This window comes from Neisseria sp. P0009.S007 (genome assembly GCF_051962515.1).
The window spans coordinates 25032-38818 of the sequence record NZ_JBQCVF010000006.1 but is presented as its reverse complement, the minus strand read 5'-3'; the positions used below and the strand labels follow the sequence as shown (position 1 = coordinate 38818).

General features: G+C 52.4%; 12 protein-coding genes. 10 read left to right on the top strand and 2 right to left on the bottom strand.

The annotated features are described in order from the left end of the window. On the top strand, nucleotides 1-1089 hold a 1089-nt coding region (gene gltX / locus ACTHS3_RS01850; RefSeq protein WP_440366973.1), incomplete at its 5' end, for a glutamate--tRNA ligase. Between the two features lie 65 nt (nucleotides 1090-1154). On the opposite strand, the gene ACTHS3_RS01845 is transcribed toward gltX, so the two are convergent. After that, the gene (locus ACTHS3_RS01845; RefSeq protein ID WP_070624888.1) at nucleotides 1155-2111 is read right to left on the bottom strand and encodes a DUF2167 domain-containing protein; all 957 of its coding nucleotides are present in this window, start codon (nucleotides 2109-2111) and stop codon (nucleotides 1155-1157) included. A 444-nt stretch (nucleotides 2112-2555) separates the two neighbouring features. Between ACTHS3_RS01845 and ACTHS3_RS01840 the strand changes: the two genes are divergently transcribed. The 9 genes from ACTHS3_RS01840 to ACTHS3_RS01800 all read left to right on the top strand — a co-directional run bounded on the left by ACTHS3_RS01840 (nucleotide 2556) and on the right by ACTHS3_RS01800 (nucleotide 9371). After that, complete coding sequence (locus ACTHS3_RS01840; RefSeq protein ID WP_004519158.1) at nucleotides 2556-2894, top strand: hypothetical protein; 339 nt, start codon at nucleotides 2556-2558, stop codon at nucleotides 2892-2894. A gap of 59 nt (nucleotides 2895-2953) precedes the next feature. Continuing rightward, on the top strand, nucleotides 2954-3289 hold the full coding sequence (locus tag ACTHS3_RS01835) for a zinc ribbon domain-containing protein YjdM (RefSeq protein ID WP_004519157.1): 336 nt from the start codon (nucleotides 2954-2956) through the stop codon (nucleotides 3287-3289). Nucleotides 3290-3505: 216 nt separating this feature from the next. Next, complete coding sequence (recQ, locus tag ACTHS3_RS01830) at nucleotides 3506-5815, top strand: DNA helicase RecQ (RefSeq protein WP_070624890.1); 2310 nt, start codon at nucleotides 3506-3508, stop codon at nucleotides 5813-5815. A gap of 223 nt (nucleotides 5816-6038) precedes the next feature. Beyond that, entirely contained in the window at nucleotides 6039-6488 is a 450-nt protein-coding gene (locus ACTHS3_RS01825) for an HvfX family Cu-binding RiPP maturation protein (RefSeq protein WP_070624891.1), read from the top strand. A gap of 98 nt (nucleotides 6489-6586) precedes the next feature. Then, nucleotides 6587-6859, top strand: coding sequence for a hypothetical protein (locus ACTHS3_RS01820; protein ID WP_049333024.1), 273 nt, complete (start codon nucleotides 6587-6589; stop codon nucleotides 6857-6859). An 86-nt stretch (nucleotides 6860-6945) separates the two neighbouring features. Further along, nucleotides 6946-7788, top strand: a complete 843-nt coding sequence (locus ACTHS3_RS01815; protein WP_440366970.1) for an HvfB family MNIO-type RiPP peptide maturase — start codon at nucleotides 6946-6948, stop codon at nucleotides 7786-7788. After that, nucleotides 7778-8464, top strand: a complete 687-nt coding sequence (locus ACTHS3_RS01810) for an HvfC family RiPP maturation protein (protein ID WP_440366968.1) — start codon at nucleotides 7778-7780, stop codon at nucleotides 8462-8464. The genes ACTHS3_RS01815 and ACTHS3_RS01810 overlap by 11 nt, the downstream gene beginning before the upstream one ends. A 142-nt stretch (nucleotides 8465-8606) precedes the next feature. Then, a complete protein-coding gene (locus tag ACTHS3_RS01805) occupies nucleotides 8607-9185 on the top strand; it encodes a sigma-70 family RNA polymerase sigma factor (RefSeq protein ID WP_070837220.1) in 579 nt (192 codons plus the stop codon). Between the two features lie 12 nt (nucleotides 9186-9197). Further along, nucleotides 9198-9371: a hypothetical protein gene (locus ACTHS3_RS01800; protein ID WP_003747841.1), complete on the top strand. Its 174-nt coding sequence runs from the start codon at nucleotides 9198-9200 to the stop codon at nucleotides 9369-9371. A gap of 239 nt (nucleotides 9372-9610) precedes the next feature. Here the strand turns inward: ACTHS3_RS01800 and ACTHS3_RS01795 are convergent, their stop codons facing one another. After that, a complete protein-coding gene (locus ACTHS3_RS01795) occupies nucleotides 9611-13759 on the bottom strand; it encodes a translocation/assembly module TamB domain-containing protein (protein ID WP_070624896.1) in 4149 nt (1382 codons plus the stop codon). Nucleotides 13760-13787 lie beyond the last annotated feature (28 nt).

Sequence of the window (13787 nt, the reverse complement as noted above, 5' to 3'; positions counted from 1 at the left end):
AGCAAAGAAGAGCTGGAAGCCATGCGCGAGAAAGCCGAAAAAGAAGGCACGGCGACTTACGACCGCCGCTGGCGTCCCGAAGCAGGCAAAACCCTGCCCGAAATCCCTGCCGACGTGCAACCCGTTGTCCGCTTCAAAACACCTTTGGACGGCGTCACCAAATGGACGGACTTGGTTAAAGGCGAAATCTCTATTCCCAACGAAGCGCTTGACGACCTGATTATCGCCCGCGCCGACGGCACACCGACTTACAACTTCTGCGTTGTCGTGGACGATTACGACATGGGCGTTACCCACGTTATCCGCGGCGACGACCATGTGAACAACACCCCGAAACAAATCAACATCTTAAAAGCCATCGGCGCAAACCTGCCCGAATACGGCCACCTGCCGATGATTCTTAACGAACAAGGCAAAAAAATCTCCAAACGCAGTGGCGATACCGTTGCCATTACCGATTTCGGCGCAATGGGCATCCTGCCCGAAGCCATGCTCAACTATCTGGCACGCTTGGGTTGGGCGCACGGCGACGACGAATTCTTCACGATGGAACAATTCATCGAATGGTTTGATTTGAAAGACGTTTCCCCGTCTCCAAGCCGTATGGATTTGAAAAAACTCTACTGGATTAACGGCGAACACATCAAAATCACCGCCAACGAAAAACTGGCCGAAATGGTGAAACCGCGCCTCGCCCTGCGCGATATCCATGAAACAAGCAAGCCTGCTTTGGAAGATGTGTTGGCATTGGTCAAAGACCGTGCCCAAGACCTGAACACGCTTGCCGACGAGTGCCTCTACTTCTACGTCAAACAAACCCCTGCTGAAGCGGACGTGCAGAAACACTGGGACGATGAAGCCGCCGCCCGTATGCTGCGCTTTGCCGAACGCCTCGAAGGGCTGGAAGACTGGAACGCCGAAGCCATCCACGACCTCTTCAAACCTTTCTGCGACGAAGAAGGCATTAAAATGGGCAAACTCGGTATGCCTTTGCGCCTCGCTGTCTGCGGTACGGCGAAAACCCCAAGCGTCGATGCCGTATTGGCATTAATCGGCAAAGAAGAAGTATTGAAACGGATACGTTCGTAAGGCATGAATGATAAAAGGCCGTCTGAAATGTTTCAGACGGCCTTTTTATTTTGAACAGGATTTATTTATTCTTCTTCGTTCGGTTTATTTTTATCTTTTTTGCGCCACAGGCCTTTAAACAATGCGCCTGCTGCAACAGCACCGAAAATAATCAGTTTGCCGAATTTAGCCAGTAATGCGCCGGCCAAAGCTAATAATCCCAGTTTTTTTGCAGCGATACCGCCAACCAATGCAGCCAGTCCGTATTCAGCCACTTTGTCGGTTGCGGCATTGAAATCGCTGTAGCGCTTGCCTTCATTGAATTCGATATTACCCAACAATTCTTGCACAATAGGTTTGTATTGATCTATGCTTTTCAAATCGGTGATCATAGTCAATTCAATATAGCCTTCGCGTCCCAGCTGGAAAGTATTGTAGTTGATGGCAGGATTGGGATCGGGTTCGTTTTTATTCAGAACGTCAATCGACCAAATCAGACGATGGGTCTTTGCATCATATTGCGGTTTTTCTACCCAGCCGCGTGTTTCCAATTCCGGCAGGTTGCGGGAGGCTCGCTCTTTATTTTGTTCCTCGGTGCCTTCTTTCAGCTGCTCGAGCATGGCCTCAACATCCCATTCTTTGGCATCATCGTCTTTGATATAGCCGGAATCGGTAAAGGTTAGGTCTACCATCCAATTAGTATCACCGTCCTCGTTTTCCGACTCGGGGAGAATCAGGCCGTAGCGGTTGGGATCTGTAGCGTTGCCTGCTTCTCTCATCATGGCATTGGCGCGATTTTTTTTCACAAAGACCATTTTTGCAGGTAGTTTCAGTTTGGCCTGATTGCCCAAATCAACGGTTGCTGGGCCTTGGACGATCTGGTCGTCAACGTAGTTTGCGATAGAGTCTGAGGCTTGTTGCGCTTCTTGCCCGGATGCCTCGACGGCAGAAGCAGTATCAGATTTGGCTGCAGAAGCCGGCAGGGTTTGGATAGATAGTAGGGCTGCCAAAACGGCATAGGCGAGATGGTTGCTTTTCATCATAGGGTTCTCATGGAAGAAGAATTAAAAAAGATGCAGACAGCCGCAACACCATATGCTCCGGCATGACTAAAGGATAAATTTTACAATAAATAAATCATATTTACATATTTAAATATGACTGTAATTTAAAAATACAGGAAAGCTTTTTGACGAGAGGCAGAGCCATCATTGTGAAACTCAAAAAGGCCGTCTGAAAATTTTTCAGACGGCCTTTTATAATAAAACCAGAAAATAATGGAATAAGGCGGAGAATATGAGAAAATAATAGCCGCCTGCCTGTTACAACTGCCGATTGAATTAACTTTTATCGGCAGCCTGAATGTCCGGATTGGATAAAATAAGCCATCAAGAACAAAGACCAACAAGCATATTATGTAAACTTGGCGGCGGAAAAATCGGCTCTGCGCTTTACTTTACAAATCAAACAACTTTAAAGGAAAACCCATGAAAAAAACCTTACTTGCCCTGATGATGTTATCCGCCGCTGCCGCGTATGCCGGTGAGGCGGAAGACCGTTTGCTGTCCGTCCAATCGGTTTACCGTGCCGCTTTGCATGAGCAAAACAGCAACGACAGCAAAATCATTTCCCTGCAAAGTGATTTGGAAAGCGCGCAGCGCCGTTTGCAGGCCGCACAATCCGATATTGACCGTTTGAAAGGCGAAATTCAGACGGCTTTGGCTCAGAAAGAGCAGCAAAATGCCAAGCTGCAACAAGCCGGCCAAATGTTGGACGCGGCTTGGAATGCCGTTTACGGCGTAGGCGGCAGCAAGGCGAATCAATAATTTAGACATTGTATTATTTGCGTTTTACGCTTCTTTTATCATATTTATAAGGAAACCTCATGTCCCTACCTTCCTGCCCGAAATGCCACTCCGAATACACTTACGAAGACGGTGCCCAATACGTTTGCCCTGAGTGCGCCCATGAGTGGAACGAGGCCGATGCTGCGGCTGCAAGCGATGATGCCTTGGAAGTCAAAGATGCCAACGGCGCGGTATTGCAAGATGGTGATACGGTTGTCTTGATTAAAGATCTGAAAGTCAAAGGCAGCTCTATGGTCATCAAGCAAGGCACCAAAGTCAAAGGCATCCGCCTGCAAGAGGGCGACCACAATATCGGTTGCAAAATCGATGGCAGCGCGATGAACTTGAAATCTGAGTTCGTCAAAAAAGCCTAAAGATTTTATTTTTGAAAGGCCGTCTGAAATCCGAAGATTAGGATTCAGACGGCCTTTGTGCATTTCATTTAAAACAAAATAAATCTTTATTTAAAATTAAATAACTTTAATAGAGTTGAATTTCAGGCCGTCTGAAAAAGCGGCGGCAAAATGTTCCGCACATACGCGGGTGTAAAACCGTTAAAATAACGCTTTCCCCTATTCTACGGAACCATTATGCTTCAGCCGACCTCCAAACAGATTTTGCACGAAGTATTCGGTTATCCCGAATTTCGTGGCAAGCAGGAGGCTATCGTCAATGCTTTGGCCGGCGGCGAGAGTTTGATGGTGCTGATGCCGACGGGCGGGGGCAAGTCTTTGTGTTACCAGATTCCGGCGCTGATGCGCGAAGGCGTGGCGGTTGTCGTATCGCCGCTGATTGCGCTGATGAACGACCAAGTAGCCAGCCTGCATGTGGCCGGGATTGAAGCGGCGGCAGTCAACAGCAGCACATCGGCAGATGAGGCGCGCGAGATTGCCGACAAGCTTGCCCAAGGCCGTCTGAAACTGCTTTATGTCGCACCAGAACGCTTGGTTACCGACCGCTTTTTGCGTTTTCTCGACCAACAAACCGTCAGCCTGTTTGCCATTGATGAGGCGCATTGCGTCAGCCAATGGGGACACGATTTCCGCCCCGAATATCAACAGCTCGGCATGCTTGCCGAACGCTATCCGAACGTCCCGCGCATCGCCCTGACCGCTACCGCCGATGCGGCCACGCGCGCCGACATCAAGCATTATCTACACTTGGACAATGCGCCCGAATTTATTTCCAGCTTTGACCGCCCGAATATTTATTATCAGGTTATCGAAAAAAATAATGGTAAAAAACAATTACTGGATTTCATCCGCAAGCAGATGCATGGGCAAAGCGGCATTGTGTATTGTTTAAGTCGCAAAAAAGTCGAGGATGTGGCGCAGTTTTTGTGTGAAAATGGCTTGGAGGCGATTCCGTATCATGCCGGTTTGAGCATGGACGTGCGCGAGGAAAACCAACGCCGCTTTACGCATGAAGACAATATTATCGTGGTGGCGACCGTGGCGTTCGGCATGGGCATAGACAAACCCGACGTGCGCTTTGTCGCCCATCTCGATATGCCCCAAAGTGTCGAACATTTCTATCAGGAATCGGGGCGCGCCGGCCGGGACGGTCTGCCTGCCGTGAGCTGGCTGTGTTACGGCTTGAACGATTGGGTGTTGCTGCGCGAACGGATTGCCGAAGGCAACAGCGACGAGGTGCAAAAGCAAATCGAAATGCAAAAACTCGATGCCATGCTTTCCGTCTGCGAAACCGCCGCCTGCCGCCGCGTACTGCTGCTCAAACATTTCGGCGAAGAATCCGAACCCTGCGGCCATTGCGACAACTGCCTGCATCCGCCCGTGCGGTTTGACGGCACGGTGTTGGTGCAAAAATTACTCAGCTGCGTGTACCGCGCCGGACAACGCTTTGCCGCCGGTTACATCACCAACCTTTTACGCGGTAAAAGCGACGATTGGATACTGCGCAACGGCCATGACAAGTTATCCACATTCGGCATCGGCAGCGAACAGACTGACAAGGAATGGCGCAGTGTCATCCGCCAGTGCATCAGCTTGGGCTATCTCACCGTCAACGTCGAGCAGCATCAAGCCTTGCAGCTGACCGAAGCGGCCAAAAAAGTCCTCAAGGGCGAAACCGAAGTCATGTTGCGTCCCCTGCGCCGCGAAAAAACGGCCACCCAAAAGCCGAAAGACGATTGGTTGCGCACCGAGCGCGAAGAGCGTTTGTGGCAGGCATTGCGCCAATGGCGTCAACAACGCGCCCAGGCGGAGGAAGTACCGGCCTATGTGGTTTGCGGCGACAAAACCCTGCGCGATATTGTCGAAAAAATGCCCCGAAGTTTGGAAGATTTACATCAAATCTACGGCCTGGGTGAGGCGAAAATCAATAAATTCGGTTTGGAGATACTCGACGTTTGCGAAACGGCTGAAGCCGGTACGGTTTCCACAGACAGTACACAAGTTATCCACAGCTTGGGCGAGCGCGAACAGGCCTTAAAACAGGCTTTGGAAACTTGGCGCGAGCAGCAGGCAAGTGCTGATCAAGTAACGCTGGGTACGGTATTCTCCAACGAAAGCATGGACGACTTACTGACCAATACGCCTGCCGAACCCATCGACCTTTTAGGCGTGTATAAACTCGGCGAAAAACGTATCGAACAATACGGCGAGGGCATTTTAAACATCTGCCGCCCGTTTTCAGACGGCCTGAGCGAAGAGGACAAACGCAAACGCCGCTTGATGCGCCGTCTGCTTCAGTGGAACATCGATACTGCCCGCCATGAAGGCCTCGAAGCTTATCAGATATGCAGCAAAGTTACCCTGCGCGCCATTGCCGCCCGACGGCCGCAAGATTTGGCGGAGCTGGCGGAAATCCACGGCATGAATGAGGAAAAAACCGACAAATACGGCGCGGAAATTGTCGAATTGTGCAAACAAGCGGATTAATGGATTGCAATTATCATCAAAGGCCGTCTGAAACCCAATCAAACATGGTGTTTCAGACGGCCTTTTTGAATTTTTAATCTTTATAAAACAATGAATAAGAAAATATCTTCATTTGTTTTGTCAGTTTTTTAAAGCTGCCGCGTCTAAACAGGCATGAAAAATGGGATGGTGCCGATGGATTTTTCGTCCCATCCCATTCGACACACATCGATTAGGAAAATAAATGAACACCTCATCCAACCCCTCTTGGCAGGCTGCTTTCGGTTTGTTGGCACTCAGGCTTTTTGCCGCGTATGAATTTCTTGAATCCGGCTTGGAAAAATGGAACGGGGAAAACTGGTTTGCAGAAATAAACAGTCAATTTCCCTTTCCGTTCAATTTGTTTCCGGATACGGTCAACTGGAATTTGGCCATGTGGGCGGAACTGGTTTTGCCTGCGCTGCTCATCGTCGGCTTGGCAACGCGGCTGTCTGCGCTGGGATTGATGGTTGTAACGGTTGTCGCATGGTCTGCGGTACATGCCGGCTTGGGTTACAATGTGTGCGACAACGGTTATAAAATGGCACTGATTTATTTGGTGGTTTTATTTCCTGTCCTATTGCAGGGCGCAGGCCGTCTGTCTTTGGATGCACTGCTGAAGAAACGCTGTTGCCGCATCAAGCATTTTCTTTAAGGATTATCTTTAAGGATTAATGGTCGCGGGCCGACTTTAAATGCCCGATATTATCCCTTGATTTGTTTTAAAACCCATATTTTAAAAAGGAAGTTGAAATGAAAAAAAATGTAGCTGCTGCTTTGGCCGGTGCACTGTCCCTGTCTTTGGCTGCCGGTGTTGTTGCCGCTGATAAAGCCGCCAGCGACGTGGCCGTTGAGAAAACTGTTAAAGCTGCCGAAGGTACTTGCGGCGCCGCTGCCAAAGCCGGTGAAGGTTCTTGCGGCGCAGCCATGAAAAAAGCACACGCCAAAAAAGGCAAAGCATCTAAAGCCAAAGCTGCCAAAGTAGTAGAAGGCAAATGCGGCGAAGGTAAATGCGGTTCTAAATAATCCTGCAACATACCTTTAACAAAGTCGCATTTTATAAACGAAAATGCGACTTTGTCGTTCATACGGCACCATAACAGGACATCACTATGATTCAACACGCAGGCTTGGGCTACCGCCGCGACTTGGCGGAAGACTTCCTCTCGCTTTCAGACGACAGCCCGATACGCTTTATCGAAGCCGCCCCCGAAAATTGGCTGAAAATGGGCGGCAGGGCGCGCAAACAGTTTGACCGCGTGGCGGAACGGCTGCCGCTGGCGTTGCACGGATTATCCATGTCGCTGGGCGGACAAGCCCCGTTGGATACCGCCTTGATAGACGGAATCAAAGAAATGATGCGCCGTTATGATTGCACGTTTTTCTCCGATCATTTGAGCTACTGCCATGATGGTGGTCATCTTTACGATTTGTTGCCACTGCCTTTCACTGAAGAAATGGTGCAACATACCGCGCGCCGTATCCGCGAAGTGCAAGACCGGTTGGGCTGCCGTATTGCCGTAGAAAACACGTCCTACTACCTGCATTCTCCGCTTGCCGAGATGAACGAAGTTGAGTTCCTCAACGCGGTTGCCCGTGAAGCCGACTGCGGCATTCATTTGGATGTAAACAATATTTACGTCAACGCCGTCAATCACGGCCTGTTGTCGCCTGAAGCCTTTTTGGAAAATGTGGATGCAGGGCGCGTGTGCTATATCCATATTGCCGGACATGATGTGGAAACGCCGGAATTGTTGATTGATACCCACGGCGCGGCGGTATTGCCGACCGTTTGGGATTTGCTCGAACTGGCCTATGCCAAGCTGCCGACGATTCCGCCTACTCTGTTGGAACGCGATTTCAATTTTCCGCCTTTTGGCGAACTCGAAGCCGAGGTCGCCAAAATCGCCGACTATCAAACGCGTGCCGGAAAGGAATACCGCCGTGCAGCCTGAAACCTCCGCTCAATACCAACACCGATTTGCCCAAGCCATACGCGAAGGCGAAGCCGCAGACGGATTGCCGCAAGACCGCTTAAACGTCTATATCCGCCTGATACGCAACAATATTCACAGCTTTATCGACCGCTGCTATACCGAAACGCTGCAATATTTTGACAGCGAAGAATGGGGCCGTCTGAAAGAAGGTTTCGTCCGCGATGCGCGCCCCCAAACGCCCTATTTTCAAGAAATTCCCGGCGAGTTCCTCCAATATTGCCAAAGCCTGCCGCTTTCAGACGACCTCTTGGCATTGATGGACTTTGAACATACCCAGCTGCTTGCCGAAACCGCTCAGACCGACAGCCGAACAACCTATGCCGATTCAGACGATTTGGCGCACACCCTTTCTCCCGCCGCCTTTGTGCGCCGTTATCAGTATGACGTGACGGACGAATTGCAGGAGGCGGAAACTGCTGTTTTGGTGTGGCGTGATAAGGAAGACGACGTGATGTATCAAACGCTCGACGATTTCGACGCCTTATTGCTGGAAACGCTGGCAGAGACGCCCACTTCCCTAAACGGCCTGCAAACCATGCTGGCAGAGTTCATGCCGTCTGAAAACGCTTGGCAGGACGCATTAAGGCAAAAATGGACGGATTGGCTGGAACAGGGCATTTTGGTTGCGGCATAAATCAAGGCCGTCTGAAACGGGCGCAGTCGGTTTCGGCGAAACAAAAATACTACTGAAATCGTTTATAGATTCAATCGCATGCTCTTGCCGTATCAGCGTAAAATCAGAAGCATATTGATCATTCCTTTCATACTGATACATTATGGCCCTACCCGAACTGACCGATGCCGAGCTTGCCGAATCTCGCAAACTGTTGCTGCGCTTTGCCCATATCCAGCTGCCCGACCGCCCCGATTTGGCGGAAGACCTCGTACAGGAAACCATGCTTTCCGCCTACCGCGCGGCCGAGGGTTTTAAAGGCGGCGCCCAAGTGAGCAGCTGGCTGTTTGCAATCTTAAAAAACAAAATTACCGACTGCCTGCGCCAAATCGGGCGGCAACGCCAAGTTTTCGTCACGCGCGACGAAGAAGCTTTGGATGAAGCCTTTGAAGGACATTTTGCCGCTGACGGGCATTGGACGGACGAAGGACAGCCTCAGGGTTGGGACTCGCCCGAAGCCAGTTTGAACAATAAAGAGTTCTATCAAGTTTTGCAGACCTGCCTCTACCATCTGCCGGAAAACACCGCCCGCGTGTTTACCATGAAAGAGATTCTCGGTTTTTCAAGCGATGAAATCCGCGAGCAATGCGGCATCAGCCATGCCAACTACCACACCATCATGCACCGCGCTCGTGAAACTTTGCGCCAGTGTTTGCAAATCAAATGGTTCTCCCATGTCTGACAGGAAAATGCCATGAAAAAATGCCGCAAAATAACCGATCTGATTTCCAAACAGCAAGACCAAGTGCGTCTCAGTCTTTTTAACCGCATTGCCCTTGCCGTGCACCTGTCGCTCTGTCCCCGTTGCCGCGAATATAAGAAACAGCTCGCATTAATCAGCAACGCCATGCATAAGATGTTTCGATGATTCAAAAAAGGCCGTCTGAAACCTACCCCTGTCCGTTTCAGACGGCCTTTTTGTGTCCGCTTGATTTATCGCTAATCTTGAATAAGCCGTGGCTGGCCGCTCACTTTTTTAGTTGCCTTTATTTTCAAACTTGCGCCGTTGGCCTTTGTCTTTTGAGGCATGGGAGAAAGATTCTAATACGGTAGAACAAGATAAAGGCCGTCTGAAAGATGAATTTCAGACGGCCTTTTTCACGGCTTTTAGTGTTGTTCTTCCGGCTCGGGTTCGTCTTTGCCGAACCAGTTGTCAAAGCGGATGGTGTATTTCAATTCGCCGCCGGATGAGCGTGTGCCGATGCGGGCAATGGCTTGGATGGCGCGGGTCAGTTGGTACACGAGTTTGACGGATTGTTCGGCGCTGGAGATGCCATATTCGTAACCTACGTAGAGGTTGTTGGTGAGCTGTTTGCCGACGGTCAGGACTTGTTCGGCAGGGTTGAGCTCGCCGGTTTGGGCGTTGCGGCTGCGTTTGCTGGTAAAGCCCAAATCATCGACAAGGCCGATGCGGTCGTTGACTTGACCGGCAAGCAATGCGCTGGCGGCGGCGGAGAGTGTGGCGTTGTCGCCGTCGCTGCCGCTGCTGGCACGGTTGAGGATGAGCCAGGAGAGTTTGTCTTTTTCGCTCATGGCTTCTTTGGCAACTAGGGTTACGCGCGGATTGGTGAGGCTGCCGAGAACTTCGACACCTGCGCCGACTGGGGAGAGGCGGCGTTCGGCACGGATGTTGAGGTTCGGATCGGTCAGTGGGCCGACGAAGGAAACCGCGCCTTTGGTGATGTCGAGGTCTTGGCCGTAGGCTTTGTAACGGCCTTTGACAACGCGCACAGTGCCGACGCCTTGGACGGCTTCGCCCGGGCGGGACGTGATGGTTAGTTTGCCGCCGATGGTAACGTCTGCGCCGTAGCCGACAAAGCGGACATTGTCGTTGATGTTCAAGACAAGGTTCAGATTAATCGGCGTGGTGGCCGTTGCTTCTTTTTTGGTTTCGCCCAGTACAACCACGTCGTCATCGAGGGTCGGCATGGAGGATTTTTGCGAACCAAACCTGCCGTAGTCGGTGTTGAGCGTGCCGTTGAGCGAGACGCCTTTTTCCGGATTGTAGAGGACTTTGGCCGCGCCGGAGAGCTGCAGTTGGCGGTTTGGACGCGAGAGGGTGCGGTATTTGTCGAAGACGATGTCCACGTCGACATCGGGGTTGGCGTTGGCAAGGTTGACCGCGCCTTTGAGCTCAATCGTGCCGCCACGGTGGAATTTGAGGCTGTCGATTACCCATTTTTGACCCTGCAGGCGCGAACGCAATACGCCGTTGTCGAGAATCAGGCCTTGGGTTTGATGGCGGTAATAGAGGTTGTCGCCGTTAATCAGGCCGCTCAGTTGCGGATCATTCAGACGGCCTGCCAAGCTGACGGCGGCGTTCAGACGGCCTTTGAGGGTTTGGCCGACGGGCAGGAAGTTGCGGAAGACTTCGAGGTTGGCGACGTTCAGGTTGAGTTTGCCGCTCAGGGGGGCGGTGTCGAAGCTGCTGCCCTGACCGATGTTGACGGTACCGTCGGCCCGGCCGTAATTGGTTTGGAGGTCGAGGTTGCTGTTGACGGTAGGCGAACCGAGTCGGCCGCCGATGGTGGCGGTCGCGTTCAGACGGCCTGCAATGCCTTGGGCTGTGGCCGGCATAAAGAATTTGAGCGAGCCCAAATCGGGAACGCTGATATTGACCTTGCCGCTGACGGGGGCGTTGTTGATGTTGTTGCCGAACTGTTGGGCGATGCCGAGCGTGCCGTCAACTTTGCCGAAGCGGGTGTTGCCTTCCAGCGTGCTGTCGATGCGGCCGTTTTGGAAACGGGTGCGCAGGGCGAGCGCGGAAAGTCCCAAAGGCTGTTTGTTTTTCGGGTCTTTGCTCGGCAGGATGATGTCGCCGCTTTGACGGCTGATGTTGAGGAAGCCGCGCGCGTTTTGACTGTACGCCAAATCCCAGTCACCGCCCAAGACGAGGTTGTGTTCGATGGGCGGGGTATAGAAGTTGTGCAATTCGGTAATGTGCAGATTTTGCGCGCTGCCTTTGCTGGTAATGCCGGCTTTTTTGTCCCAAACGAAATTTTGCAGGTTGAGGCTGCCGCCCATGGCCGCCCAGCGTGCACTGCTGAGGGAGACGCGTTCGCTGCCGGCTTCGAGGTTGAGGCGGTTTTGCAGTTTGAGGTTGAATGCGCCGCTGATGTCGAGCGTGTCGACCGTGCCTTTCCATTGGGTTTGGTCTTTGTTGAGGCCGCCGGCGGCGTCGAGGTCGAGCTTATAGCGTTTGTTGTCCACCGCCATGTTGCTGTTGCCGCGGATGTGGTGGTGCGAGCCTGTGCCGCTGATGAGCAGGTTGACGTTGTCGATCATGGCCGCGCCGCCGGAGACGGCGATGTGTTCGCCTTTGATGTCGGCACTCAACGGACGGTTGGTGTCGGGCGAACCTTTGAGCTTGAAGTCGAGGGTGCGAATGTTGACGGCATCAGCGACTTTGAAGTTGCGCGCTTCGCCGTTCAAATCGGCTTCAAGGGTTTTGAGGCCGTCTGAAAAACTGCCGGAGATGTAGCCGTGCGCGTTGAGCAGGCCGCCCAAGCCGAAGCCGAAACGCGACAAATCGGGGGCGGTAATGTTGAGGTTGAGGCGGTCGCCTTTTTTGCCGAAGCTGCCGTTGGTTTTGATGACGTTGCTGCCGAGGGTCAGGTCGGTCAGGGCGCGCGAGAGGTGTTTGTTTTCATAGGCGACGTCGGCTTTGCCGCTGAGCGGAACGCCGTTGAGCGTACTCGGTGCAAACTGCATTTTGCCAGCGAATTTTTCTTGCGCCAGTATGCCGGTCAAGTTGATGTTGCCGTTGACGCTGCCTTGCGGAAGCTGCGGATCGATGCGCGCAGGGTTGAAGGCTTTGCTGACGATGTCCAGTTGCAGTTTGCGGTCTTTGAAGAGTTCGAGCGAGCCTTTGGCGTTGAGTTCGCCGCCGTTTTGCGGAACCAGACGGACTTTGTCGAGCTTGAGTGTGCGCTGGCCGAGCTGTTTGTCGGTTTGGAAAAACAGCATGCCGTCTGTGCGCGCAAATCCGCTGTCGAGATTCCAGTTGACGACGGGGGAGGAGGTTTCGCCTTTGACGTCGATGCTGCCATTCAGACGGCCTGCGATGTTTTGACGGACAAAGTCGTCCGCGCCGGTATTGTTGATGCCCAGTGCGAGTTTGAGCTGGTCTTGGGCGGTGTCGATAGAGCCGGATACATCAATGCTGCCGTCTTTGAGCAGGCCGACGCCGATGTCTTCGATTTTGACCGTGCCTTTGTCGTCGACGATGAATTCGCCGAGGATGCGTTTGACGGGGATATGGTTTTCATCGGCAAAACCGGCTTGGTCGTTTTCCAAGTCAATCGAGCCTTCCAGTGCAACGCCGTCTGTAAAGGACGGAATGGTGGTGGCATCGAAATTCAGACGTGCTTTGGGCAGGGTGGGCAGGAAGGCCTGCGGATTGATGTTGGAACCTTTAACCAGGATTTCGCCGACGGTTTCGTTGAGGCTGTCGGCGAATGGGTGGATGGTGGATTGGGCAGACAAATGAACGTTGTCGCCGTCGAGCAGCAGGTCGGTGTACACGTCTTGCAGGCTGCCCCACAGGCGCACCGTGCCGTGTATGGTTTCGCCCTCAAGCTGGCCTTTGGTGTAGATGGCGGTATTGAGGACGTAAGGTTTGTTCAAACCGAGCACCACCGCGCCTGTCGAGCTGCTCCAGGGCGTATCGGCGGTTTTGATGTGGAGGCGGTGTTCTTTTTTGTCGTAATGATAGGCCGCGTGCAGATGGTCGAGATAGACGGTCTGCTTGTCAAAACGCTTGCCCACGCTGATTTTGCCGGTTTCCAAACGGTCGAGATAGGCGGTAACGGGCAAGTCTATGCTGTCGGGCAGGCCTTTTGACGGCTCTTCTTCTTTGGGCGGCGTGCGCTTGGTCACGATGGCGATGTCGCCGGCCACGACTTCGGTAATATGCAAAGACGGACGGAACAGCTCGGACGGTTTCCAATCAAAACGGAAGCTGCTGATTTTGATGTCCGCACCGTCTGTTTCAATCAACCATTTGTCGCCTTCAAAACCTTCAATCAGCGTGCCTTTCAGTGTGTCCGAAGAGATTTTGACGCCGAACCATGACGGGATTTTGTACAAACCGAAACGCAAACCCGATTCCGTACCGACCAGCCAGCCGATCGCGCCGGCGGAAACGGTCAATACGCCCAAGGCGGACAGGACAAAGCCGCGCAACAGGCGTTTTTTGCGCTTTGGCGGGGCGGGCTGTTGTTCAGACGGCGTGGAAGTGTTTGCAGTATCGGTCATGATATTTTTCTGTTTGTCTGTTGTTCAG

Coding starts and splice junctions, on each gene's coding strand:
- ACTHS3_RS01845 (WP_070624888.1), bottom strand. CDS start 2,111: ATGATGAAAAGCAACCATCTCGCCTATGCCGTTTTGGCAGCCCTACTA.
- ACTHS3_RS01840 (WP_004519158.1), top strand. CDS start 2,556: ATGAAAAAAACCTTACTTGCCCTGATGATGTTATCCGCCGCTGCCGCG.
- ACTHS3_RS01835 (WP_004519157.1), top strand. CDS start 2,954: ATGTCCCTACCTTCCTGCCCGAAATGCCACTCCGAATACACTTACGAA.
- recQ (WP_070624890.1), top strand. CDS start 3,506: ATGCTTCAGCCGACCTCCAAACAGATTTTGCACGAAGTATTCGGTTAT.
- ACTHS3_RS01825 (WP_070624891.1), top strand. CDS start 6,039: ATGAACACCTCATCCAACCCCTCTTGGCAGGCTGCTTTCGGTTTGTTG.
- ACTHS3_RS01820 (WP_049333024.1), top strand. CDS start 6,587: ATGAAAAAAAATGTAGCTGCTGCTTTGGCCGGTGCACTGTCCCTGTCT.
- ACTHS3_RS01815 (WP_440366970.1), top strand. CDS start 6,946: ATGATTCAACACGCAGGCTTGGGCTACCGCCGCGACTTGGCGGAAGAC.
- ACTHS3_RS01805 (WP_070837220.1), top strand. CDS start 8,607: ATGGCCCTACCCGAACTGACCGATGCCGAGCTTGCCGAATCTCGCAAA.
- ACTHS3_RS01800 (WP_003747841.1), top strand. CDS start 9,198: ATGAAAAAATGCCGCAAAATAACCGATCTGATTTCCAAACAGCAAGAC.
- ACTHS3_RS01795 (WP_070624896.1), bottom strand. CDS start 13,759: ATGACCGATACTGCAAACACTTCCACGCCGTCTGAACAACAGCCCGCC.